Here is a 20,687-nt window from a genome sequence, read left to right on the forward strand (position 1 = left end):
GAGCAGCGCCGCGCAGAGCAGGACGAGGGGCAGCCACAGGCGCCGGCCGGCGTCGCGGGACGCCCGCCGCGCGGCGACCAGGCGGGGCGAGGCCGGCTCGGGGGCGCGATGGCGCGCGGGGCGGGACACGGGGCTCCTCGGAGAAGTTCGGGCTCCGCGCCGTTGTGCCCCGCGTTCGTCCGAATTACGCGTGCGGCCGTCTCCCCCGGCGTGTCGCCGGACCCTCGATCAGCACGCGCAGCCGCTCCAGCGAGGCCGCCAGGCCCGGGTGCAGCGGCACCGCGTGCAGGCCGTCCAGCGGCAGCCAGGCCGCGCCGTCGCTCTCGCCGTCCAGCCGCAGGTCACCGGGCTCGATCGGACGGGCGGGCCGGGCCAGGACCGTCGTGTAGGCCCAGCCGCCGTGGTCGTCGACTGACCTGTCCCCCAGGACGACGTCCTCGGGCCCGAGCCCCAGCTCCTCGCGGACCTCGCGCAGCGCGCCGACGTGCGGCTCCTCGCCGGCGTGCAGCGCGCCGCCCGGCGTCCCCCAGGTGCCACCGTGGTGCGACCAGAGGGCGCGCTGCTGCAGCAGCACCTCCGGACCAGCGGCGCCGTCCCGGTGCAGGAACAGCCCGGCCGCGCCCGCGCGGCCCCAGTGCTGGTGGCCCAGCGCGCACGAGGTCCACCCGTCGGTCGAGAACAGCACGGGTACCAGTCAAGCCGAGATCGGCGTCGCGCGCCGCTGTCCGGGAGCACGGACATGGTGCGGCGGAAGCTCGGTCTCTGCTTCCAGGGGGAAGCAGAGACCGACTCCGGCGGAAACCCTGACGAGGGCAGCACGTAGGTTCCAGGGAAAGCACCCCACCGCTGCGCCTGACGGAGGACCTCCATGAGCACCACCACGACCATGGCCGAGCTGGACGGGCTCGTCGGCACCGAGCTGGGCACCAGCGAGTGGTACGAGGTCACCCAGCAGCACGTGAACCTCTTCGCCGACGCGACCGGTGACCACCAGTGGATCCACGTGGACCCGGAGCGCGCCACCAAGGAGAGCCCCTTCGGCGGCCCGATCGCCCACGGCTACCTGACCCTCTCGCTGCTGGTCCCCCTGTTCGGCAGCGTGCTGCGGGTCACCGACACCGTCATGGGCGTCAACTACGGCCTGAACAAGGTCCGCTTCCCCTCCCCGGTGCCGGTGGGCTCGAAGGTGCGCCTCACCGCCACGCTCGCCAAGGTCGAGGAGATCTCCGGCGGCAAGCAGCTCACCTTCTCCTGCGTCATCGAGCGCGAGGGCGGCGACAAGCCGGTCTGCATCGCCGAGCCGGTCTACCGCTACTACGGCGGCTGACCCCCTCAGGGGCCAAAAGCGTGCTTTTGGCCCCTCATGGGGTGGGTGGGCCTAGCGTCGGCGGGGTGGAGCACTGGGACGTCGTCGTCGTGGGCGCGGGCCCGGCCGGCTCCGCCGCGGCGCTGGCCGCCCGGCGGGCAGCGCCCGGCGCGCGGGTGCTCCTGCTCGACCGCGCCGACTTCCCGCGGGACAAGGTCTGCGGCGACGGCATCGCGCCCGAGGCGATCGACGTCCTGGCCCGGCTGGGCGTCGACGCGGCCGCGCTGACCGACGGGTTCGCCCCCGTGCCGCGGCTGCGGCTGCGCTCCCCCGGCGGCGCGGCGGTCGAGCGGCCGATGCCCCGGCCGGCGCACGTCGTCCCCCGGCAGGTGTTGGACGCCCGCATCCTGGCCGCCGCGCAGCGCGCCGGCGCGGAGCTGCGCCGCCACCAGGTGCGCCGGCTCACCGTGCAGCCGGATCGGGTCGACGTCGACGGCGTCCTGACCGCGGACGTCGTCATCGGTGCCGACGGCGCGGAGTCCGTCGTGCGCCGCGCCCTCGGCCGCCCGCCCAACCGGCCCGACCGGATGGCCGTCGCGCTGCGCGGCTACGCCCCCGAGCTGCCCGGGCAGCGCGGCGTGCAAGTCATCGCCACGACCGAGCAGCGCTGGCCGGCCTACGCCTGGTCGTTCCCGCTCGGCGACGGCCGGGCCAACGTCGGCTACGGCGAACTGGTCTCCGGCGGCGCCAGCCGGGCGGCGCTCACCGAGGGCCTGCACCGGCTGCTGCCGGGCGTCGAGCCCGACGGGCTGCGCGCGCACCGGCTGCCGCTGTCCACCGAGCGGCCGCGCCAGCCCGACGGGCGGGTGCTGCTGGCCGGCGACGCGGCGTCGCTGATCAACCCGCTCACCGGCGAGGGCATCTTCTACGCGGTGCTCTCCGGCGCGTTGGCCGGCTCCGCCGCGGTGCACGGCCCCCAGGCCGGCCGGGCCTACCGCACCGCGCTGCGCCGCCGGCTGGGCCGGCACCTGCGGCACTCCACGGCCGCCTCGGCGCTCAGCCGGTGGCCGCGGATCATGGACGCCGCGTTCCGCGCCGCCGCGGCCGAGCAGCGGGTGTTCGACGACGTCGTCGACCTGGGGCTGGCCGACGGCCGGCTCACCGCGCGCACGCTCGCCGCCGCGGCCCGCCACCTCCGCTGACCCACACGAGATCTGGAGCCGTCAGTCCGCGGGCTCGACCGGCGGCTCGACCGGCTCGGGTGGTGGCGGAGCGGGGGACGACGGCACGAGGACGTCGGCGAAGTCCGCGGCGGTGAGCGGATCGGTGGTGAGCTCGCCGCCGGGCAGCGGTGCCTCGATCCGCTCCCCGTTGAGCTCGAGCAGCACCGCGCGGATGCCCGGCACGCTGGTGGCGGTCAGCACGATCTGCGCCACCGACCGGCGGCCGGCGACCCCGGAGGGCGCCTGGCCGGGAGCGGTGATCCGCACGGTGGCCACCCCGTCGCGCACGGAGCCCACCGACAGGCCCGCCTCCGGGGGCAGGGCGCTGGAGAGCTGCTGGTCCCGCTCGGCCGGGGTGGGGCCTTCGGCCAGCTTGTCCAGCAGCTCGGCCAGCCGCTCCCGGCGCGAGCCGCCGCTGAGCTCCCGGCCGCGGGGCACGAGCACGTCGCCCGGCGAGATCAGGTACACCCGCGAGGTGTCCGGGAGGTCGTCCGGCGGCTCCGTGGTCGCGGACGGGGCGCTGGGTTCGGCGAGGCCGTAGGGGATGTCCGACGACGGGATGGTCGACGGCGCACCACCCGTCGGGACCCCGCACCCGACGAGGAGCAGCCCCAGCGCGAGCACCACGCCCCGGCGGATCACGGGTCCACCGCCGGCAGCGACAGGGAGAAGCGGGCGCCGCCACCGGGAGCGTCGGCCACCCAGGCCGCACCACCGTGCCGGGACGCCGTCTCCGCGACGATCGCCAGCCCCAGGCCGGCGCCGGGCAGCGACCGGCGCGCGGCGCCGGCTCCGCGCGCGAACCGCTCGAACACCCGCTCCCGGTCCTCGACGGGAACGCCGGGCCCGGCGTCGTCCACGGTGACGACGACGGTGTCCTCGCGCCGGCGCACCCCCACGGCGACGGCGCCCCCGGCGTGCCGGTCGGCGTTGTCGAGCAGGTTGCGGACGGCGCGCTCCAGGCTGGTCTTGTCCCCGCGCACGATGGTCAGCTCCTCGGGGTCGGCGCTCAGGAGGTCAGCCGGCCGGCCGGTGACGGCCAGGACCTCGCGGACCAGGGCCGTCATGGGCAGCGGCCGGGCGGACTCCACCGCGGCCGCGTCGTCCAGCCGGGCCAGCTGCAGCAGGTCGTCGAGGGTACGACGGAACCGGCCCAGCTCGCCCTCGACCAGGGTCAGCGCCTGCTGCCCGCGGGGGCTGAGCTCCCCGCGGCGCGCGCCGAGCACCTCGACGCTGGTCACCAGGGTGGTCAGCGGGCTGCGCAGCTCGTGGCTCACGTCGCCGACGAAGCGCGCGTCCCGGTCGATCCGGGCCGCCAGCGCGTCCACCATGCTGTTGAAGCCACCGACGATGGCCACCAGGTCCGGGTCGTCGGTCGGGGGCAGGCGGGTGGTCAGCTCGCCGCCGGCGATGCGGGTCGCCGCCCCGGCCACCTGCTCCAGCGGCTGCACCGCCCGCCGTCCCGCCCACACACCGAAGCCGGCGCCGGCGACGGTCGCCGCGACCGCGGCCGCGCCGAGCACCACGGACAGGGTCCGGAGCACCTCCCCCAGCTCCTGCAGCGGCGCGACCTCGTAGTACTCGACCCCTGCCGAGTGCAGCGGGAGGCCGACCACGAGCGCGGGGCCCTCGACGGTCTCGATGAAGGCCGTGCCGGCGTCGCCACCGGTCACGATGCCGCGCAGCTGCTCGGGGACGTCCCGGGCGCCGACGTCGAGGCTCGAGGAGTACCAGGACTCACCGCTGCGGACCACCACGTCGGCCCCGCCCGAGGGCACCAGCTCGGCCAGGAGCTGCCCGACGTCGGCGCCGGCGGTGGCCAGCCGGCTGTTGAACACGTTGGCGTCGGCGAAGGCCTGCCGGGTGAGCGAGGACTCCCGCTGGTCGAGCAGGTAGCTGCGGGCCGCGAGGAACGTCGTCGCCACCAGGACGATCGAGACGAGCAGGGTCACCGCGGCGAACCCGAGGACGATCCGCGCCCGGAGCCCGCGCGGCCCGAGCGCGAGCCTCACTGCGGGTCCAGCCGGTAGCCCAGGCCGCGCACGGTGACGACGAGCCGAGGCGCGCTGGGGTCGGTCTCCACCTTGGTGCGCAGCCGCCGCACGTGGACGTCGACGATCCGCTCGTCGCCGAAGAACCCGTGCTCCCAGACCCGCTCGAGGAGCGCCTGCCGGCTGAACACCCGCCCGGGCGAGGCGGCGAGCTCGCAGAGCAGCCGGAACTCCGTGAGGGTGAGCGGCAGCTGGGTGGCGCCGCGGTGCACGGTGCCGCGGCCCTCGTTGAGCACCAGCGGGGCGTCCGGGTCGGAGTCGAGCACGATCTCGCCGGGGGCCGGGTCGGGGGTGCCGCTGCCGGCCCGGCGCCGCAGCGCCCGCAGCCGCGCCGTGATCACCTTGACCTCGAACGGTTTCGTCACGTAGTCATCGGCGCCGGCCTCCAGCGCCTCGACGATGTCCTGGCTGTCCGCGCGGGCGCTCACCACGATGATCGGGATGTCGTGGTCGCGGCGGACCTCGCGGATGACCGTCAGCCCGTCCATCGAGCCGAGCATGAGGTCGACGACCATCAGGTCGGGGGCGGCGACGGCGACCGCACGGAGGGCGTCCTCACCCGAGGCGGCCTCGGCGACGTCGTACCCCTCGTCCTCCAGCGCCCAGCGCAGGGCGGTCCGGATCGAGTCGTCGTCCTCGACGACCAGCAGACGCAACGCCACGGCCGCCATGCTGCCACCGGCGCCGCGCGGGACTCCGGGGCGGTCGGGGCCGTCATCGAATCGCAAAGCGACGGCCGGGTGGATCGCAACCTGGCCGGGCCAGGCTGGAGCCGTACCACCCGCTGTCGTCCGAGGAGCCCGTGCCATGACCGCCGCCCCCGTCCGCGCCGCCGCCCGCAGCCGGCTGGACGCCACGGGCGACCAGGTCACGATCGAGCTCGACGACGACCTGCTCGCCGACGGGCTGGCCGACGTGCGCTGGCTGCTGCACGACGCCCTGCTCGCCGGGGCGCGGCGGCTGGTGGTGGACCTGACCCGCGTCCAGAACCTCTCGAGCACGGCGGTGGCCAGCTTCCTGTGGGCGCACCGCATCTGCCGGGCCCGGGGCGGAACCGTCGTCCTCCGTGGCGCCAACCGGCGCACCCTCGACCTCCTCCGGCGCACCGGGCTGTGGCGCGTGCTGCGGCTGGAGACCCCCCGCGGAAGGAACGTGGCGTGATGATGTCGGAGACCGTCGACCTGCGGACCGGCCTGATCCGGGCCAGCGGACACCTCACGGCGCAGGGCGCCGATCTGCTCCGCGGAACCGCCGACTCTCTCCGCGAGGGCGGCCACCGCCGCGTCGTCCTCGACCTGGCCGGAATCCGGGAGGCCGACGACGCCGGCGTCGCCGAGCTGCACAGCCTGCGCGACCGCTTCGCCGCCGACGGCGCCGAGCTCGTCCTGCGGCACGCCACCCAGGTCACCGCCGAACCCGTCTGAGCGTCCGGGCCCGACCGGCCCGGCACGGGGGTGGGCCGGTCGCGCCCCGGCATCTCACCGCGGTGCCGTCACCTCACCGCAGCGCTCACCTCACCGCATCGCCGTCACCAGCGCGCACCGGGTGTCGCCCACCGGCTGGACGACGAAGCCGAGCTGCTCGAGCACGTCGGTGATCGCGGCGTTCATCAGCTGCTGGACCGCGTCGTCGGCGGTGCCGCCGCGCACCTGCTGCACGCTGAGCCGGTCGTGCGGGCGCCAGCTGACCAGCAGGCCGGTGGCGTCCTGGTCGGGGACCAGGCAGACGCCGCCCTGGGAGCGGGTCGCCCCGGCGTCGTGCAGCGGCAGCCCCGCCTCCACCAGCGCGGCGGCGACCTCCACCACCAGCGTGGTCAGCGGATCGGTGTCGGTGAGCAGCGTGTCCCACTCGGCCGGCAGCCGGTCGAGGTGCCGGCCCAGCTCGCCCAGCCAGGCCCGCTCCTCCGGCGAGGGCTTGGGGCGGACCCGGCCGTCGGCGCGGCGGACCCCGTAGACGGCGACGGCGGACAGCTCGTCGGCCAGCGCGGCCCAGTCGGCGTCGACGCGGTCGGCGAAGGGGCCGGCCAGCACCTGCGCGGACTCCCCGACCAGCCACCAGGCGGGGCCGGTCTCGGTGGCGGGGGCGGTCCGCGGGGCGGTCCTGGGGGCGCTCCGGTGCGTGGCCGCCGGGGCGGCGTTCGAGGTGGCGTCGGAGGCGGCGCGCGAGGTGGCCCGCGAAGTGGCCCGGGACCTGGCTCGCGGGGTCGCCCGCGACGTCGCCTTCGGCGCGGTGCGAACGGCGACGCCGCCCGCCCGGGCGGACCGAGGCCGTGCGGAACGCGCCTCGGGGGCCCGCTCGGGGGCCGCGCGGCGGCCGGCGGGGTGGTTGCCGGAACGCTGGGCAGCGGTCCGCTCCTGGGTCCGGGCGCCACCGCGCTCGAACTCGTAGCGGGCCGTCGAACTGGTGCCGAGGAGAACCACGATCCCGGTGACGAACAGGAAGCCCAGCACCACCACCGTCGGCCACACCAACGTCGCGCCCATGCTCACGCGAGAACCACCTCCGCGCCCCTGCCGCGACGGGGAAGTGTCGCGGACCAGTCAGACGCTAGGGCTCTCCGGGCTCGTCATCGGCACTCTGCGACCGGCCCATGACCGGCCCGTCACCTGATCGTTGTGGTGCCCCTCCCGGGCGGGTGGTGACCCTGCTCCCGGTGCACCGTCTTGTCGACAAACCGCAGCGTGACCTGCGCGGATGCGGTCACCGGGCGGTCGGTCACCTCTGCCGGCCGATCCGCGCGCGGCGTGTCGGAGGGCCTCAGAGGAGGTCGAGCCGCGCCATGTGCCGCCAGAGCTCCTGGTCGTCGCTGGACAGGTGGTCCCAGTCCTCGAAGCTGTTCGCGGCGTGCATCTCCCGCGCCCGGTTCTCCACCCGGGAGTCGTCCACCATCCGGGCGCGCGTCTTGAACACCGCGAGGTGCTGGATGACCGGGTTGGGGTCCTCCTGCTCCTCCTCGGAGATCTCGGCGAAGCCACCGGGGAGCTGTCGTGCATGGTCTGGCCGTGGTCGGGTCATCTCGCCTCCTCCGATACAGGATCGGCAGGATCGTCGGGCCGCTTGAGGCGAGCACGGGTGACGAGGACGACGGCGGTGATGCCGAGCAGCAGACCGATCCCCTGCAGACCCGGGGAGTCGTCGGCCTCGCCGAACACGAGGGCGGCCGCTCCGAGCGCGAGGAGCAGGGCGGCGGCGAGATGGCGCACGAGGTTCCTCCGTGGCTGGGCGGGTGAGGAGGACACGATCGCACAACCTATTGACTTTCGATAGGTCATCATCGACATTCGATACATGCTCGAAGTCCGACGGGTCGTCGTCCCTCTCCGCGTCTTCCTGGTGCTGCTGTTCGCCCTGCTGGTGATGCTGCAGACGTTCTCGCTGCCAGGGCAGTTCGCGCACATGGCCGAGGAGTCACCCGAGGACGCCCACCTCCGCTGGCCGCTGACGGCGCTGGCGGTGTTCTGGGTGCTGTGCGTGCAGGTCGTCGTCGTCTGCACCTGGCGGCTGCTCACGCTGGTGCAGCGCGACGAGATCTTCAGCGCCGGGGCGCTGCGCTGGGTCGACGGGATCGTCGCCGCGATCGCCGCCGCCTGGGTGGTGCTCGTGGGGGTGTTCCTCCTCGTCGGCTTCACCGCCGACGACCCCGGGCTGCCGCTGCTGCTCTTCCTGGTCGTGCTGGTCGGCGCGGTGCTCGGGCTGCTCATGGTGGTGATGCGGGCGCTGCTCCGGCAGGCCACGACGCTGCGCACCGACATGGAAGCGGTCATCTGATGCCGATCGTCGTGCGCATCGACGTGGAACTGGCCAAGCGGAAGATGAGCGTCGGGGAGTTCGCCGAGCGGATCGGCCTGACGCCGGCCAACGTCGCCGTCCTGAAGAACGGGCGGGCCAAGGCGGTGCGCTTCAGCACGCTCGAGGCCATGTGCCGGGTGCTGGAGTGCCAGCCCGGCGACCTGCTGGAGTGGGTGGACGACGAACCCGCGACAGAGGGCGCGGATGTGCACTTCTCCCGGCAGGAATGACGCATCCGCGCACACTGTCGACGGTGCCGGCCGAGCGAGCGGAGGGCGTGGGATTCGAACCCACGAGGAGCTGTGAACTCCTAGCGGTTTTCAAGACCGCCGCCATCGGCCACTAGGCGAGCCCTCCTGGCCCTCGCACTCTAGGCGTCAGCCCAGCCCGCTCGTGCCCGCCCGTCACACTTCCTTCACCGAGAGCGGCGCGCCGCTCGGGCCGCGGACCAGGATGCTCTGGGCGCAGGAGCCGAGGGGCCCCGCGTCGTCGTAGAGGTGGGCGCTGCTGGTGCCGGCGCCGAGCGAGCCGGTGTGGGCGGTCGTCCGGAGGCCCAGCCAGCTGCCCGACATGGGCCGGAAGGTGTTGATCGTCGTGTCGGCGTTGATCGCGTAGACGGTGCGGGCCGGCGGGGGTCCTCCCCGGGCGTTGCGGGCGAGGTGGGGCGTCGCGTAGGTCCAGTCCGCGATGGCGGCGACCGTGACGAAGCTGGAGGTCTCCTCCCCCTCCACGACCGGCGCGGTGAGCCGGAACCACACGACGTCGCCGTCGACGTGGACGTCGATGGCGTGGTGGAAGCCCGGCCGCTCGGGGCCCGCCTTGGTGAAGGGCGACTCGCCGACGTGGTCGGGCGCCGGAGGGAGCGGGTGCTCCGCGGCCTCGGGCTCGTCGACGGCGAGGTCGGCCGTCCGCATCCGGAGCGCGGTGCCCCGGACGAACAGCTCGTCGTCGGCGTACATGGCGATGTCCACGAAGTCGATGTTCTTCCCGCCTCGGGCGGTCGCCGTCTCGACCCGGAGGGGGGCCATCGGCGCGGCCCGCATCATGTCGACGGTCAGCCGGACGACCTGGCGGTCCACCGTGCTGGGGTGGCGCTCGGCGGCGCGGCCCATGGCGGCGAGCATGGCGCTGCCGTGCAGCGTGCCGGGGTACCAGGGTCCCGTCGTCAGCGGCCCGGGGACGAGGAGGTCGCCGTCCCGGCGGAACAGGGCCTCGGCACCGGGGTTCACCACCGGGTCAGCCTAGGTGGTCGGCCCGGACGCCCTCATGACGACGGTGCGACGGCGTCCCGGCGCGCGCACGCGGCCGCCTCGGCGGGCAGCGGCCGCGACAGCAGGTAGCCCTGGGCGAAGTCGCAGTTCTCGGTGCGCAGCCACTCGAGCTGCTCCGGCTCCTCGACGCCCTCGGCCACCACGGTGAGCCCGAAGGTGTGCGCCGCGCGGATGATCAGCGCCACCAGCTCGGCCTGGCCCGGAGCAGCGGAGGAGATGAAGCTGCGGTCGATCTTCAGCGTGTCCACCGGCATGCCCGCGAGCTGGCCGATCGAGGTGTAGCCGGTGCCGAAGTCGTCGAGCGCGATCGTGACGCCGAGGGCGCGCAGCGCGGCCAGGTGGCCGAAGGCGGCGGGCTCGTTGACGAGCACCGTCTCGGTCACCTCGAGGATCAGCAGCTCCGCGGGCAGGCCGGAGGCGGCGAGGGCGTCGGTGACGTCCTCGACCACCCGCGGATCGGCGAGGTGCCGGCCGGAGATGTTCACCGCGACGGTGAAGTCCCGGCCGTCGCCCTCCTGCGCACGCCACTCGGCCACCTGACGGGTCGCCTCGTGCAGCACCCAGCGGTCCAGGTCGCAGATCAACCGGCTGGCCTCGGCGACCGGGATGAAGTCGTTCGGCGGCACCAGGCCGACGCCGGGGCGGTTCCAGCGCACCAGCGCCTCGTAGCCCTCGAGCCGGCCCGTGCCCAGCTCGACGACCGGCTGGTAGTGGACCTGCAGCTCGCCATCGGCCAGACCCGCGACGAGCGCGGCCTCGAGCTCGGCGTGGGCGTGCAGCTGGGTGCGCAGCGCCTCGTCGAAGAGCTCGGCGCGACCGCGGCCGCCCGCCTTCGCGCGGTACGCGGCGGTGTCGGCCTCGGCGAACAGGGCGTCGGCGTCGACGGCGGCGTCCCTGTCGACGGCGATGCCGACGCTGGCGCCCACCCGGAGCTCCCGGCCGCCGTCGACGATCGGCGCGCTGACCGCCGCGATGAGCCGGTCGGCGAGGTCGAGCAGTTCGCGCTCGCCCGCCGTCCGCTCGACGAGGACGACGAACTCGTCCCCGCCCAGCCGGCACACGACGTCACCCGGGCGCAGCGCGGCGCGCAGCCGCCCGGCCACCTCCTGCAGCACCACGTCACCCGTGGCGTGCCCGTGCCTGTCGTTGACCGCCTTGAACCCGTCCAGGTCGACGAACAGCAGGCCGGTCATGTCGCCCGAGCGGCGGGCGCGGTGCAGCGCCGCGGTGACCAGGATCCGGGCCTGGGCGCGGTTGGGGAGCTCGGTGAGCGGGTCGTGCGCGGCCTGGTGGGCGAGCGCGGCCTGCAGCTGCTCGCGCTGGCGGACCGACTCCACGAGCTGCTCCACCGAGGCGTGCAATAGCTCACCCAGCGGGCCGGGCAGCGCCTCGGCCAGCACGGGGGCCGACAGGTCACCGCGGGTCACCGCACCGGCCTGGGCCTGAATGCGGCGCAGACCGGCGACTGTCGCCGCGAGCGCCGCGGAGACGGTGCGCGCCTCGCGCGGTCCGCCACCGGTGATGTCGACCAGCTGTCCGTGGCTGATCTGCTCGGCCTGGTCGGCGAGCTGCCCGAGCGCCCGGGAGACGGCGCGTCCCACGAGGACGGCGCCGGCCACCGAGGCGAGCACCAGGCCGACGGCGACGGCGAGGAGCAGGTCCCGGCGCTGGTTGGCGGCGTCCCGGTCGGCGGCCGACAGCGACTGCGCGGAGTCGACCGCCGCATCGAGCAGGTCGGTCAGGGCGGCGTCCCGCTCCATGGTCTGCGCGACGAGCGTGATCAGGTCCAGGACCGGCATCGGACCGGTGGCCGTTCCGTCGTCGTACGCGTCCAGCACGGTGTCGATCGCCACCATGTCCGGCGAGGCGGCCAGCTCCTGCCACTGCTGCTGCAGGGAGGGTTGGGAGAGGTCGGCCAGCTGCTGCTGCGCGGCCAGGTACGTCCGCCAGCTGGCCTGCCAGTCCGGCGACTCGACCGAGGCGGAGCCGATGAGCTGGCCGGCGACGAACTCAGGCACGACCCGGCTGGCGATCGTGGCGGTGTCGGCGATGAGCTGGACGTCCTCGGCGGCCGCCCGCGTCTCGGCCGGCGCCTCCTCCGACCCGGTGTTCCGCGTCGCGGCACGCTGCTCGTCGGCGAGGTCGTCGGCCAGCCGCCAGAAGTCGGCGTAGATCTGCCCGATGTCCGGGTCGCCGCCGTCCACGGCGGCACGCAGCACCGTGAGCCGCCGCTGGACCTCTCTGGCGGTGTCCTCGCCGTCGGCGACGGCGGTCAGCCGGCGGAGCGCCTCGTCGGTGACGGCGCGGCTGTCGACCATCACCCCCTCGGCCAGACCTCGCTGGTCGAGCAGGGCGTCGGTGTCCGACGACCGCATGGTGCCGCTGGCCGTCGCGTTGATGACGGCGAGGGAGAGGGAGGGGACGATCTCGCGGACCACCGCGCTGCGGGTGGCGTGCAGGCGGGAGAGGCTGCCGATCGCGGCCTCCGACCGCACGGCGACCTGCGACTCCTGCACGGCGACGCGCACGATCGCCGTCGTCAGTGCGACGACACCGACGAGGGGCACGAGCACCAGGGCCGTGTGGTACGCCCACAGCGGGATGCCGCGCCGTCGTCGGGTCGCAGGCCCCCGCTTGGTCCGCATGCCCCGTCAGTCGGCGCGTGGGCCGGCGTCCTTGAACGCGATCTCCCTCCTTGGAGCGACACCGGCGGAGGGGGGCGGCGACGATCAGGGAACCTGATCCGAGCGCCTCCTCCCTCGCGGTGGGCGGTGAGGGAGGACGCTCGGAGGTGAGGGAGGACGGCGGTTCAGGGCTCCGCGGTCACGCCCTCGGGGGTGCGGGTCACCGGCGTGCCGACGACGCCGTGCAGGTGGCACGCCGCCTGCTGCCCCGGCGCCCCCACCGGCTGCAGCGCGGGATCGACGTCGTCGCACGGCTCGAAGACGTACGGGCAGCGGGTGCGGAACCGGCACCCGCTCGGGACGGCGGACGGCGAGGGGACGTCGCCGGTGAGCACCGTCCGCTGCCGCTCCCGCTCCAACGCGGGGTGCGGCACGGGCACCGCCGAGAGCAGCGCCTGCGTGTACGGCATCTGCGGATCGCTGCCGACCGCCGCGGCGGGGCCGATCTCGACGATGCGCCCGAGGTACATCACGGCGATCCGGTCGGCGATGTAGCGCACCGCCGACAGGTCGTGCGAGATGAACAGCAGGGTGAGCCCGAGCCGGTCCTGCAGCCGGCGCAGCAGGTTGAGCACCTGCGCCTGCACGCTCACGTCCAGCGACGCGATCGCCTCGTCGCAGACCAGGAAGTCCGGCTCCCCGGCCAGCGCGCGGGCGATGCCGACCCGCTGCCGCTGCCCTCCGGAGAACTCGTGCGGGTACCGGGCCGCCACCCCCGCGTCCAGCCCCACCAGCTCCAGCAGCTCGCCGATCCGGGCGGCCTTCTCGCGGCCCTTCCGCAGCCCGTGCACCTCCAGCGGCTCGCCCACCGTCTGCGCGACGGTGCGCCGCGGGTCCAGCGACGCGAACGGGTCCTGGAACACCATCCCGGCCCGGCGCCGCAGCTCCTTGAGCCGCCGGCCGTCCAGCCCGGTGATGTCGGTGCCGTCGAAGGAGATCGAGCCGCCGGTCGCGGGCACCAACCGAAGCAGCGCGTTGCCGAGCGTCGACTTCCCGCAGCCGGACTCGCCCACCAGCCCCAGCGTCTCGCCGCGGCGGATGTCCAGGTCCACGCCGTCGACGGCGCGCAGCACGCCGCCGGCCTTCTTCCGCACCCCGCGCCCGCCGGTCGGGAAGTGCACCTCCAGACCCCGGGCGGAGACCAGCACGTCATGCATGGCCGCCCCCGCGGGGACTTTCGGTACCGAAAGCCTCAAGGCCTTCGGTACCGAGAGTCCCCTCGGCGCACCAGGTCGCGGCGCGGTGGGGCAGCGCACCGGACGACGGGCCGATCGGCACGAGGGGCGGCTGCTCGGTCTCGCAGCGGACGTCGCCACGCACCGGGCAGCGCGGCCAGAACACGCACCCCTCCGGCAGGTCGGTGGGTGCCGGCGGGACGCCGGGCACCGTCGCCAGCTCGGGCAGCGAGCCGTCGGGCAGGGGGCGCGCGAGATCGGGCAGCGCGCCCAGCAGCCCGCGGGTGTACGGGTGCGCCGGGTGCTCCAGGACGTCGTCCACCGTGCCGTCCTCGACGCAGCGGCCGCCGTACATCACCAGCACCCGGTCGGCGATGCCCGCGACCACCCCCAGGTCGTGGGTGATCCAGATGACGCCGGTCCCCCGCTCCTGCTTGAGCTTCTCGACCAGGTCGATGATCTGCGCCTGCACGGTGACGTCCAGCGCCGTCGTCGCCTCGTCGGCGATGAGCAGTTCCGGTGAGTTCGACAGCGCGATGGCGATGATGACCCGCTGCCGCATGCCGCCGGACAGCTCGTGCGGATACCGGTCCAGCGCCCCCTCCGGGTCGGGCAGGCCCACCTCGCCGAGCAGCTCGGCGGCCCGCCGGCGGGCGGTGGCCTTGTCGACGTCGCCGTGCGCGCGGATGCCCTCGACCAGCTGGCGGCCGACGGTGAGCACCGGGTTGAGCGAGGTCATCGGGTCCTGGAAGACCATGCCCGCCCCGGCTCCGCGCACCTCCCGCAGCCGGGCAGGCTTCATGGTGAGCAGGTCCTCGCCCTGCAGCAGCGCCCGGCCGGTCACCGTCGCGATCCGCGCCGGCAGCAGCCCGAGCAGGGCCAGCACCGAGACGCTCTTGCCGCTGCCGGACTCCCCGACGACGGCGACCGTCTCGCCGGGCCCGACGCTGTAGGACAGCCCGTTGACGACGTCGGCCGGTCCCCGCGGGGTCCGCAGCCGCACCCGCAGGTCCTCGACCTCCAGCACCGGCCGGGTCACCGGCCACCTCCCGCCATGAGCGTCCGCTGCCGCGGGTCGAGCACGTCGCGCAGCCCGTCGCCGAGCAGGTTGAAGCAGAGCACGGTCAGGAAGATCGCCATCCCGGGGAAGAACGCCAGCCACCAGGCGTCCTGGATGAAGGCGCGGCCCTCGGCGAGCATCCGCCCCCACGAGGGGTTCGGCGGCTGGGTGCCCAGGCCGAGGAAGGACAGCGCCGCCTCGGCCAGCACGGCGAACGCGAGGCTGATCGAGGTCTGCACGATGATCGGCGGCGCGGCGTTGGGCAGCACGTGCCGGGTGATCAGCCGGAAGTCCGAGGCGCCCACCGAGCGGGAGGCCCGGACGTACACCTCCTCCCGGACGGCGAGCACGCTGGCCCGCGTCACCCGGGCGAAGATCGGGATGTAGACGATGCCGATCGCCATCGCGGTGTTGCCCGAGCCCGGCCCGCGGACGGCGAGGATCGCGATCGCCAGCAGCACCGCCGGGAACGCGAAGAACATGTCCATGACCCGCATGAGGACGTCGTCGACCCAGCGCCCGTAGTACCCGGCGAGCAGCCCGATCAGCGTCCCGATGACCAGCGCGATGGCGACGGCGAGGAACCCGACCCGCAGCGAGACCCCGGCGCCCAGGATCACCCGGGACAGGATGTCGCGGCCGAGGTCGTCGGTGCCGAACGGGTGCTCCCAGCTCGGCGGCTGCAGCCGGTCGGGGACCGAGGTGACGTTCGGCCCCTGCGGCGCGAGCGCCTCGTCGAAGATCGACATCAGCACGATCCCGATCAGCACCATGGCGGCGACGGCGGCCGTCGGGTTGCGCGCCAGCAGGCCGAGCGTCTCCCGCCAGCGCGGGCGGGCCGGGCGCAGCGTCGTCGGCCCTCCCGAGGGGCCCATTTCGTGCTCGTGGCCCTGGAGGGGGCCGGTGCGGGAGTCCTTCGCGTCGCCCTGCGCGGCGACCGGGGTGTCCGGCGGGGGCAGCGGCTGGCCGGTCATCGCAGCAGGCCCGATGTCATCGCCGGATCCTCGGGTCGATCGCGGTGTACAGCAGGTCGACGACCAGGTTGATCACCAGGAAGACGACGGCGAACAGCAGGATCGCCCCCTGCAGCACCGGGTAGTCGCGGGCCTGGACCGCCTGCAGGGCGAGCTGCCCCAGCCCCGGCCAGGCGAAGACGATCTCCACGACGACCACCCCGGACAGCAGGTAGGCCAGTTGCACGCCGGTGACTGTCACCAGCGGCAGCAGCGCGTTGCGCAGCACGTGCCAGCCGAACACCTGCCGCTGCGGCAACCCCTTCGCCTGCGCCGTCCGCACGTGGTCGGAGCCCAGCGCCTCCAGGACGCTGGACCTGACGAACCTGGTGATCACCGAGCCGGAGACCAGCCCGGTCACCAGCGCCGGCATGACGAGCCGCTGCAGCCAGCCCAGCGGGTCCTCGCCGAGCGGCACGTAGCCGCCCGACGGCAGCCAGCCCAGCGTCCCGGCGAAGACCAGGATGAGCACGATCGCCATCCAGAAGTCGGGCACCGAGATGCCGAACTGGCTGATCACCGTGGCGAACCTGTCGACCAGGGAACGCGGCCGCAGCGCCGAGATCGTGCCGAGCGGGATGGCGATGAGCAGCGCCACGAGGATCGAGGCGAAGGCCAGGGCGAGGGTGGCCGGCAGTCGCTCGGCGATGAGCGAGGTGACGGTGTCCCCGCTGCGGAAGCTCACGCCGAGGTCGCCGGTCAGCGCCCCACCCAGCCAGCTGAAGAACTGCGTGATCAGCGGCTGGTCGAGCCCGGAGCGCTCGCGCAGCGCGTCGTAGGTCTCCTGGTTGAACCGGGTGCCCAGCGCGAGCCGCACCGGATCGCCCGGCACGAGGTGCACCAGGGCGAAGACGATGACGCTGACCCCCGCCAGCACCACCACCGATTGGCCGGTGCGGCGGAGGAGGTACCCGGTCAGGGCAGCTCCACGTTCTCGAAGTTGATCGCCTTGTCCGCGCGGATCTGGTAGCCCGACAGCCCGGGCGCCCACGCCTGCACGACGTCGGGGTTGTAGAGGTAGAGGTAGGAGACGTCGTCGACGATGAGCTGCGCGGCCTGGTCGTAGATCTCCTTGCGCGCCTCGTCGTCGGTCTCCGTGGAGCCCTGCACCAGCAGCTCGTCGACCTGCGGGTTGCTGTAGCCCTGGTAGTTGTTCGGGCCGTCGGTCTGGTGCTGCTCCTGGTAGTAGGCCGCCGGGTCCAGGTTGCCCAGCCAGCCCAGGTAGAAGGCGTCGAAGTCGCCCTCGCCCTGGCGGTCCAGCCAGGCGGCGAAGTCCAGCGTCTCGATCTCCACCTGGACGCCGATCTCCTCGAGCTGGCTGGCGATGACCTGCGCCGCCGTCACCGTCTCGGGGTACTCGTCGGTGACCATGAGCCCCATGGTCAGCGGGGTCGCGACGCCGGCCTGCTCGAGCAGCTGCCGCGCCTGGTCGACGTCCCGCTCGAACGGCTCGTAGTCGTAGTAGAAGAAGCTGTCCTCGGGGATCGCGGTCTGGTTGGGCTCGGCCGCGCCGAACCAGGCGGCCTCGGCCACCGCCTCGCGGTCGATCGCGAAGGAGATCGCCCGCCGGACGTCTCGGTTGTCGAACGGCGGCCGGTCGTAGTTCATGGACATGTACCAGTAGTCGACGCTCGGCGTGGTCTGCAGCGCGACCGAGTCGTCGTCGGCCAGCGCCTCGATCCGCTGCGGCGGCACGTTGTCGGTCCACTGCACCTCGCCGTTCTGCAGCGCGGTCAGCGCCGCGGCCGGCTCGGTGATGTAGCGGAACTCGACCCCGCCGATGCTCGGCTCCCCGCCCCAGTAGTCCTCGAACGCGGTCAGCGTGGTGCGGCTGGCGTCGGACCCTTCCAGCCGGAACGGACCGGTCCCGTTCGCCTCGGTCTGCAGGTCGAGGTCCTCGGCGGCACCCTCGGGGAGGATCGCCATCCCCTTGAACGAGCCGATCCGCTCCAGCAGGTTCGGGGTCGGCTGGGAGAGCGTGATGACGACGGTCTGCGGGCCGTCGGCCTCGACGGACTCGACGTTCTGGAACCTGAAGGAGTTGCTCAGCTCCTCGTCGATGATCCGGTTGTAGGAGTAGACGACGTCGGCGGAGTCGAACTCGCTGCCGTCGTGGAAGGTGACGTCGTCGCGGAGGGTGAACGTCCAGGTCAGCTGGTCGTCGCTGGTCTCCCACGACTCGGCGAGGCTGGCCTCCATCGTGAGGTCCTCGGCGCTGGGGGCGACCAGGGTGTCGTAGACGTTCTCCAGCACCTGGAAGCTCGCGTACGCCGTCGTGACGTGCGGGTCCAACTGGTCGGGCTGGGCGCTGACGGCGGCGACCAGCGTCTCGCCGTCGCCACCCCCTCCCCCGCCGCCCGTGTCGACGGACTCACCACCTCCGCAGGCGGTGAGCAGCAGGGCGCCGGTGGCGGCGAGGGCGAGAGGTCGGGTGGCGCGCACGGTGGCCTCCGGAGCATCGAGGTTCGTCGTCCGCCCTCGACCATTCCCCCGTTCGCGCAGGTCGGCCAGCCGAGATGCGCCCTGCGCCACATCGTTGCGGCTTCGCAACCTCCGCCGCGACGTTCCGTTTGCTCAGTCGATCGTCGGTTGGCTGCTCGAGCTGTCGTGGAGAGCGGTGGGTCCGTACGGGTGCTGCGCCTTGCTCAGCGGCCCGCCGTCCAGCCGGGCGTGGATGACCAGCCGCTGCCGCGCGGAGTACTCGGGGTGGCAGGTGGTCAGCGTCAGGTAGGCGCCGGTCGCGGGCGCGCTCGTCGCGGCGTCCGGCGTCGGCGAGATGACCTCGATGTCGGTCGGCCGGACGATCCGCCGCCCCGGGATGCCGCTGGGGTCGGCACCGAGATCACCCGTCGCGGCGTCGCCGAGCACCCGGTAGACGAACCAGCTGTCCACCGTCTCGACGACGATCGGGTCTCCCGCCTGCAGGAGGTCGAGCTCCAGGAACGGGGACCCCTTGCCGACCCGGTGCCCGGCCAGCGCGACGTTGCCCTGCTGCCCCGGCATCGCGGTGCCGGCGTAGTGGCCGGGTCCCTGGCCAGCACCTCGTCGCTGGTGCCTTCGAGGACGACGCGCGCGTAGTCCTGCCCCAGCCGCGGGATGCGCAGGACGCCGAAGGCGTCGCCGATCTCGATGCGGGTGATCGACGGCGGCCCCTCGGCGGCGCGCTCGCCGACGCGATCCCACTCCTCGTACAGCTCCTGGCTGAGCCGGTCCTGCTGCCGATCGGCCACCACGTCGGTGACGACGAGTTCGTAGCCCACGAACAGCAGCGCGACCAGGCCTCCGGTCACGAGGAGCTCGCCGACGGTCCGGACGATCGCCGGCCAGCGCGGCGGGCGCGTCCGGGAGACGACCTGCGGCGGGTCCAGCCCGTCCGCGGGTTCGGTGTGCGTCATGTACCTCGTCGTCCCAGTGCTCGACGGGCGGGCCTGCCGGGACCCGGGATCGAGCCGGAGGGCTCGGGTCCCGGGTCCGCGAGGGGATGGGTCAGGCGGCGGCGCGGCGACGGGCCACGACGATCAGACCTGCACCCAGGCCGAGGGCGGCGAGACCACCGATGACCGGGACGGCGACGTCGGCGCCGGTCGCCGCGAGGGTCGCCTGCGCGGCAGTCACCTGCCCGACCGTCGCGACACCGCCGGCGGACACCGTGATGGGCAGGGTGACGTGCCTGAGAGCACCGTTGGAGTCGTGCCCCGACGCGACCAGGGTGTGGGCGCCCGCCGCCAGCCCGGCCGGGACGGTGACCTCGACGGAGAACGCGCCGTCCGGACCGGCGACGATCGTGGTCAGCACCTGGGGCGTGGAGTAGACGGAGACGGTGACGGTGGACCCGGGCGCGTAGCCCTGACCCGTGACCCGCACCTTGGCACCCGGCTGGACGGCCCCGGGGGCCGCGCCGGTCATCGTCAGGTCACCGTTCTTCGCCGGCACCGACGCGGGCGGGGCGAGCGCCGGGATCTTGCCGGTACGCGCCGCGGCGACCGACTCCTCGCCCTCGTTCCCCTTGGCGTCGATGGCGCGGACCAGGAACAGGTAGTCGTAGCCCGCGATCGGCATGACCGAGCAGGTGAGCGCCGAGGTGAGGCACGACTCCACGTACCCGTCCTCGCCGACGACGGCGTCCACCTGGTAGCCGGCCAGCGGATAGGTGCCCGTGGACGTGGGCGCGGTCCAGGAGACGACGAGCATGCCGTCGACCAGCTCCGCCGTGGGGACGCCGGGCACGCCCGGGCGCACGAAGGGCGTGCCCTTGGCCTCCGCCGACCAGTCGTAGCCCGGTGCGCCCACACGCACCGTGTACTCGGTGCCGTTCACCAGCGGGTCGCCGCTCGCGAGCTGGTCGATCTCGAAGACGGCGTCGAAGCCGTTCGCCGGCTCCGGGTCGACCGCGGGGATGGGGTCGCTGCCGTTGATCGAGTACTCCCAGCTGGTCGGCACGGGATCGTCGTCGGAGTCGTAGCTGACGAAGACGACCAGGCCCTGGTCGACGCCTTCGACGGCCTGGATCGTGGGCGCGGGGTAGCCGGCGGCCTGGGCCACCCCGGTCGCGCCCAGCAGGGCCGTTGACAGTCCGATCGTGGCGGCGGCCAGGACGCCGAGCGCACGACGGGGTGATGACGTGAGCTGCACGTCCTGCTCCCTCTGAGGTTCCCGGAGTGCCGGGGAATGGGCGGCCGGTGCTCCGGACCGGGGAGCACGACACCACGCGGACGCCGCCCGCGCCATGCGCGGAGCGCACCGTTACGAAACTGACATGTCCGCACGAAGGTGCAGGTCACCGGCGGGCGTTCCGGAGCCGGAACCCGACGAAGCGCCGCCCGTCGCGTTGTCCGATGTTGTCGACGCCGCCGCCCTCTCGCAGTTGATCATCGTCTGCGTGCAGCTGGCCGCGGCGCGCCGTGCCGTGTCGCGTGCAGCGAGACGATGATCAACTCGGGAAGGAGGCGCCGAACTCAGTCGACCGTCACCTCGTTGAACGGCAACCGCGGCTCCACCCACGGGAAGACGACGAACAGCAGCAGCGCCACCACCGCGAACACGAGCACGAGGGCCTGCGCCGTCTTCAGTGCCGTGCCGCCGGGCAGGTGCCGCCAGATCCAGCCGTACATGCTC

The 20,687-nt window shown here is 73.9% G+C and carries 23 protein-coding genes and 1 tRNA gene; 6 read left to right on the plus strand and 18 right to left on the minus strand.

Going from position 1 to position 20,687, the window contains the following annotated elements:
- Window positions 1-184 precede the first annotated feature (184 nt).
- Window positions 185-685, minus strand: a complete 501-nt coding sequence (locus tag A6V29_RS10835; protein ID WP_137160291.1) for an NUDIX domain-containing protein — start codon at window positions 683-685, stop codon at window positions 185-187.
- Window positions 686-868: 183 nt separating this feature from the next.
- Here A6V29_RS10835 and A6V29_RS10840 point away from each other — a divergent pair, with 183 nt between their 5' ends.
- Both A6V29_RS10840 and A6V29_RS10845 read left to right on the plus strand, forming a co-directional pair.
- Window positions 869-1,327, plus strand: coding sequence for a MaoC family dehydratase (locus A6V29_RS10840; RefSeq protein WP_137160292.1), 459 nt, complete (start codon window positions 869-871; stop codon window positions 1,325-1,327).
- A gap of 65 nt (window positions 1,328-1,392) precedes the next feature.
- Window positions 1,393-2,508, plus strand: coding sequence for an NAD(P)/FAD-dependent oxidoreductase (locus A6V29_RS10845; RefSeq protein ID WP_137160293.1), 1,116 nt, complete (start codon window positions 1,393-1,395; stop codon window positions 2,506-2,508).
- Between the two features lie 21 nt (window positions 2,509-2,529).
- On the opposite strand, the gene A6V29_RS10850 is transcribed toward A6V29_RS10845, so the two are convergent.
- From A6V29_RS10850 to A6V29_RS10860, 3 genes are read right to left on the minus strand one after another with little or no spacing between them, the layout of a single operon-like run.
- A complete protein-coding gene (locus A6V29_RS10850; protein WP_170977829.1) occupies window positions 2,530-3,171 on the minus strand; it encodes a GerMN domain-containing protein in 642 nt (213 codons plus the stop codon).
- Window positions 3,168-4,541 carry a sensor histidine kinase gene (locus tag A6V29_RS10855; RefSeq protein ID WP_137160295.1) on the minus strand — a complete coding sequence of 458 codons (1,374 nt, stop codon included), beginning with the start codon at window positions 4,539-4,541 and terminating at the stop codon, window positions 3,168-3,170. The genes A6V29_RS10850 and A6V29_RS10855 overlap by 4 nt, the downstream gene beginning before the upstream one ends.
- Entirely contained in the window at window positions 4,538-5,251 is a 714-nt protein-coding gene (locus A6V29_RS10860; protein ID WP_137160296.1) for a response regulator, read from the minus strand. Before A6V29_RS10860 ends, A6V29_RS10855 begins: the two co-directional genes overlap by 4 nt.
- Window positions 5,252-5,387: 136 nt before the next feature.
- Between A6V29_RS10860 and A6V29_RS10865 the strand changes: the two genes are divergently transcribed.
- Complete coding sequence (locus A6V29_RS10865; protein WP_137160297.1) at window positions 5,388-5,741, plus strand: STAS domain-containing protein; 354 nt, start codon at window positions 5,388-5,390, stop codon at window positions 5,739-5,741.
- A complete protein-coding gene (locus tag A6V29_RS10870; protein WP_249933172.1) occupies window positions 5,741-6,004 on the plus strand; it encodes an STAS domain-containing protein in 264 nt (87 codons plus the stop codon). Before A6V29_RS10865 ends, A6V29_RS10870 begins: the two co-directional genes overlap by 1 nt.
- A gap of 90 nt (window positions 6,005-6,094) precedes the next feature.
- On the opposite strand, the gene A6V29_RS21275 is transcribed toward A6V29_RS10870, so the two are convergent.
- The 3 genes from A6V29_RS21275 to A6V29_RS10885 all read right to left on the minus strand — a co-directional run bounded on the left by A6V29_RS21275 (window position 6,095) and on the right by A6V29_RS10885 (window position 7,783).
- A complete protein-coding gene (locus A6V29_RS21275) occupies window positions 6,095-7,069 on the minus strand; it encodes a hypothetical protein (RefSeq protein ID WP_502700082.1) in 975 nt (324 codons plus the stop codon).
- A 268-nt stretch (window positions 7,070-7,337) separates the two neighbouring features.
- Complete coding sequence (locus tag A6V29_RS10880) at window positions 7,338-7,595, minus strand: hypothetical protein (protein WP_137160299.1); 258 nt, start codon at window positions 7,593-7,595, stop codon at window positions 7,338-7,340.
- The gene (locus A6V29_RS10885; protein ID WP_137160300.1) at window positions 7,592-7,783 is read right to left on the minus strand and encodes a hypothetical protein; all 192 of its coding nucleotides are present in this window, start codon (window positions 7,781-7,783) and stop codon (window positions 7,592-7,594) included. Before A6V29_RS10885 ends, A6V29_RS10880 begins: the two co-directional genes overlap by 4 nt.
- An 85-nt stretch (window positions 7,784-7,868) precedes the next feature.
- Between A6V29_RS10885 and A6V29_RS10890 the strand changes: the two genes are divergently transcribed.
- Together A6V29_RS10890 and A6V29_RS10895 are read left to right on the plus strand one after the other, a co-directional pair.
- The gene (locus A6V29_RS10890) at window positions 7,869-8,348 is read left to right on the plus strand and encodes a DUF2975 domain-containing protein (protein ID WP_137160301.1); all 480 of its coding nucleotides are present in this window, start codon (window positions 7,869-7,871) and stop codon (window positions 8,346-8,348) included.
- A complete protein-coding gene (locus tag A6V29_RS10895; RefSeq protein ID WP_137160302.1) occupies window positions 8,348-8,599 on the plus strand; it encodes a helix-turn-helix domain-containing protein in 252 nt (83 codons plus the stop codon). Before A6V29_RS10890 ends, A6V29_RS10895 begins: the two co-directional genes overlap by 1 nt.
- Before the next feature lie 39 nt (window positions 8,600-8,638).
- Here the strand turns inward: A6V29_RS10895 and A6V29_RS10900 are convergent.
- The 11 genes from A6V29_RS10900 to A6V29_RS20935 form a co-directional block, all read right to left on the minus strand.
- Window positions 8,639-8,726: transfer RNA gene (locus A6V29_RS10900), tRNA-Ser, on the minus strand.
- A gap of 47 nt (window positions 8,727-8,773) precedes the next feature.
- Entirely contained in the window at window positions 8,774-9,601 is an 828-nt protein-coding gene (locus A6V29_RS10905) for a thioesterase family protein (protein WP_137160303.1), read from the minus strand.
- A 32-nt stretch (window positions 9,602-9,633) separates the two neighbouring features.
- Window positions 9,634-12,285: a putative bifunctional diguanylate cyclase/phosphodiesterase gene (locus A6V29_RS10910; RefSeq protein WP_137160304.1), complete on the minus strand. Its 2,652-nt coding sequence runs from the start codon at window positions 12,283-12,285 to the stop codon at window positions 9,634-9,636.
- Window positions 12,286-12,449: 164 nt separating this feature from the next.
- Window positions 12,450-13,481 (minus strand): ABC transporter ATP-binding protein, encoded by a 1,032-nt coding sequence (locus A6V29_RS10915; RefSeq protein ID WP_137160305.1) that lies wholly within the window; start codon window positions 13,479-13,481, stop codon window positions 12,450-12,452.
- A complete protein-coding gene (locus A6V29_RS10920) occupies window positions 13,474-14,538 on the minus strand; it encodes an ABC transporter ATP-binding protein (protein ID WP_137160306.1) in 1,065 nt (354 codons plus the stop codon). Before A6V29_RS10920 ends, A6V29_RS10915 begins: the two co-directional genes overlap by 8 nt.
- Complete coding sequence (locus A6V29_RS10925) at window positions 14,535-15,533, minus strand: ABC transporter permease (RefSeq protein ID WP_212719251.1); 999 nt, start codon at window positions 15,531-15,533, stop codon at window positions 14,535-14,537. The genes A6V29_RS10920 and A6V29_RS10925 overlap by 4 nt, the downstream gene beginning before the upstream one ends.
- A gap of 16 nt (window positions 15,534-15,549) precedes the next feature.
- Window positions 15,550-16,491 (minus strand): ABC transporter permease, encoded by a 942-nt coding sequence (locus A6V29_RS10930; RefSeq protein ID WP_137160376.1) that lies wholly within the window; start codon window positions 16,489-16,491, stop codon window positions 15,550-15,552.
- Entirely contained in the window at window positions 16,488-18,014 is a 1,527-nt protein-coding gene (locus A6V29_RS10935; RefSeq protein ID WP_137160307.1) for an ABC transporter substrate-binding protein, read from the minus strand. Before A6V29_RS10935 ends, A6V29_RS10930 begins: the two co-directional genes overlap by 4 nt.
- Window positions 18,015-18,146: 132 nt before the next feature.
- Window positions 18,147-18,575 carry a sortase domain-containing protein gene (locus A6V29_RS21610; protein WP_249933164.1) on the minus strand — a complete coding sequence of 143 codons (429 nt, stop codon included), beginning with the start codon at window positions 18,573-18,575 and terminating at the stop codon, window positions 18,147-18,149.
- A 483-nt stretch (window positions 18,576-19,058) separates the two neighbouring features.
- Window positions 19,059-20,204, minus strand: a complete 1,146-nt coding sequence (locus tag A6V29_RS10945; RefSeq protein WP_137160308.1) for a hypothetical protein — start codon at window positions 20,202-20,204, stop codon at window positions 19,059-19,061.
- Between the two features lie 323 nt (window positions 20,205-20,527).
- A complete protein-coding gene (locus A6V29_RS20935; RefSeq protein WP_170977830.1) occupies window positions 20,528-20,683 on the minus strand; it encodes a hypothetical protein in 156 nt (51 codons plus the stop codon).
- Window positions 20,684-20,687: the final 4 nt, after the last annotated feature.

It is taken from the genome of Blastococcus sp. CCUG 61487, from assembly GCF_005222955.1.
Taxonomy (GTDB): domain Bacteria; phylum Actinomycetota; class Actinomycetes; order Mycobacteriales; family Geodermatophilaceae; genus Blastococcus.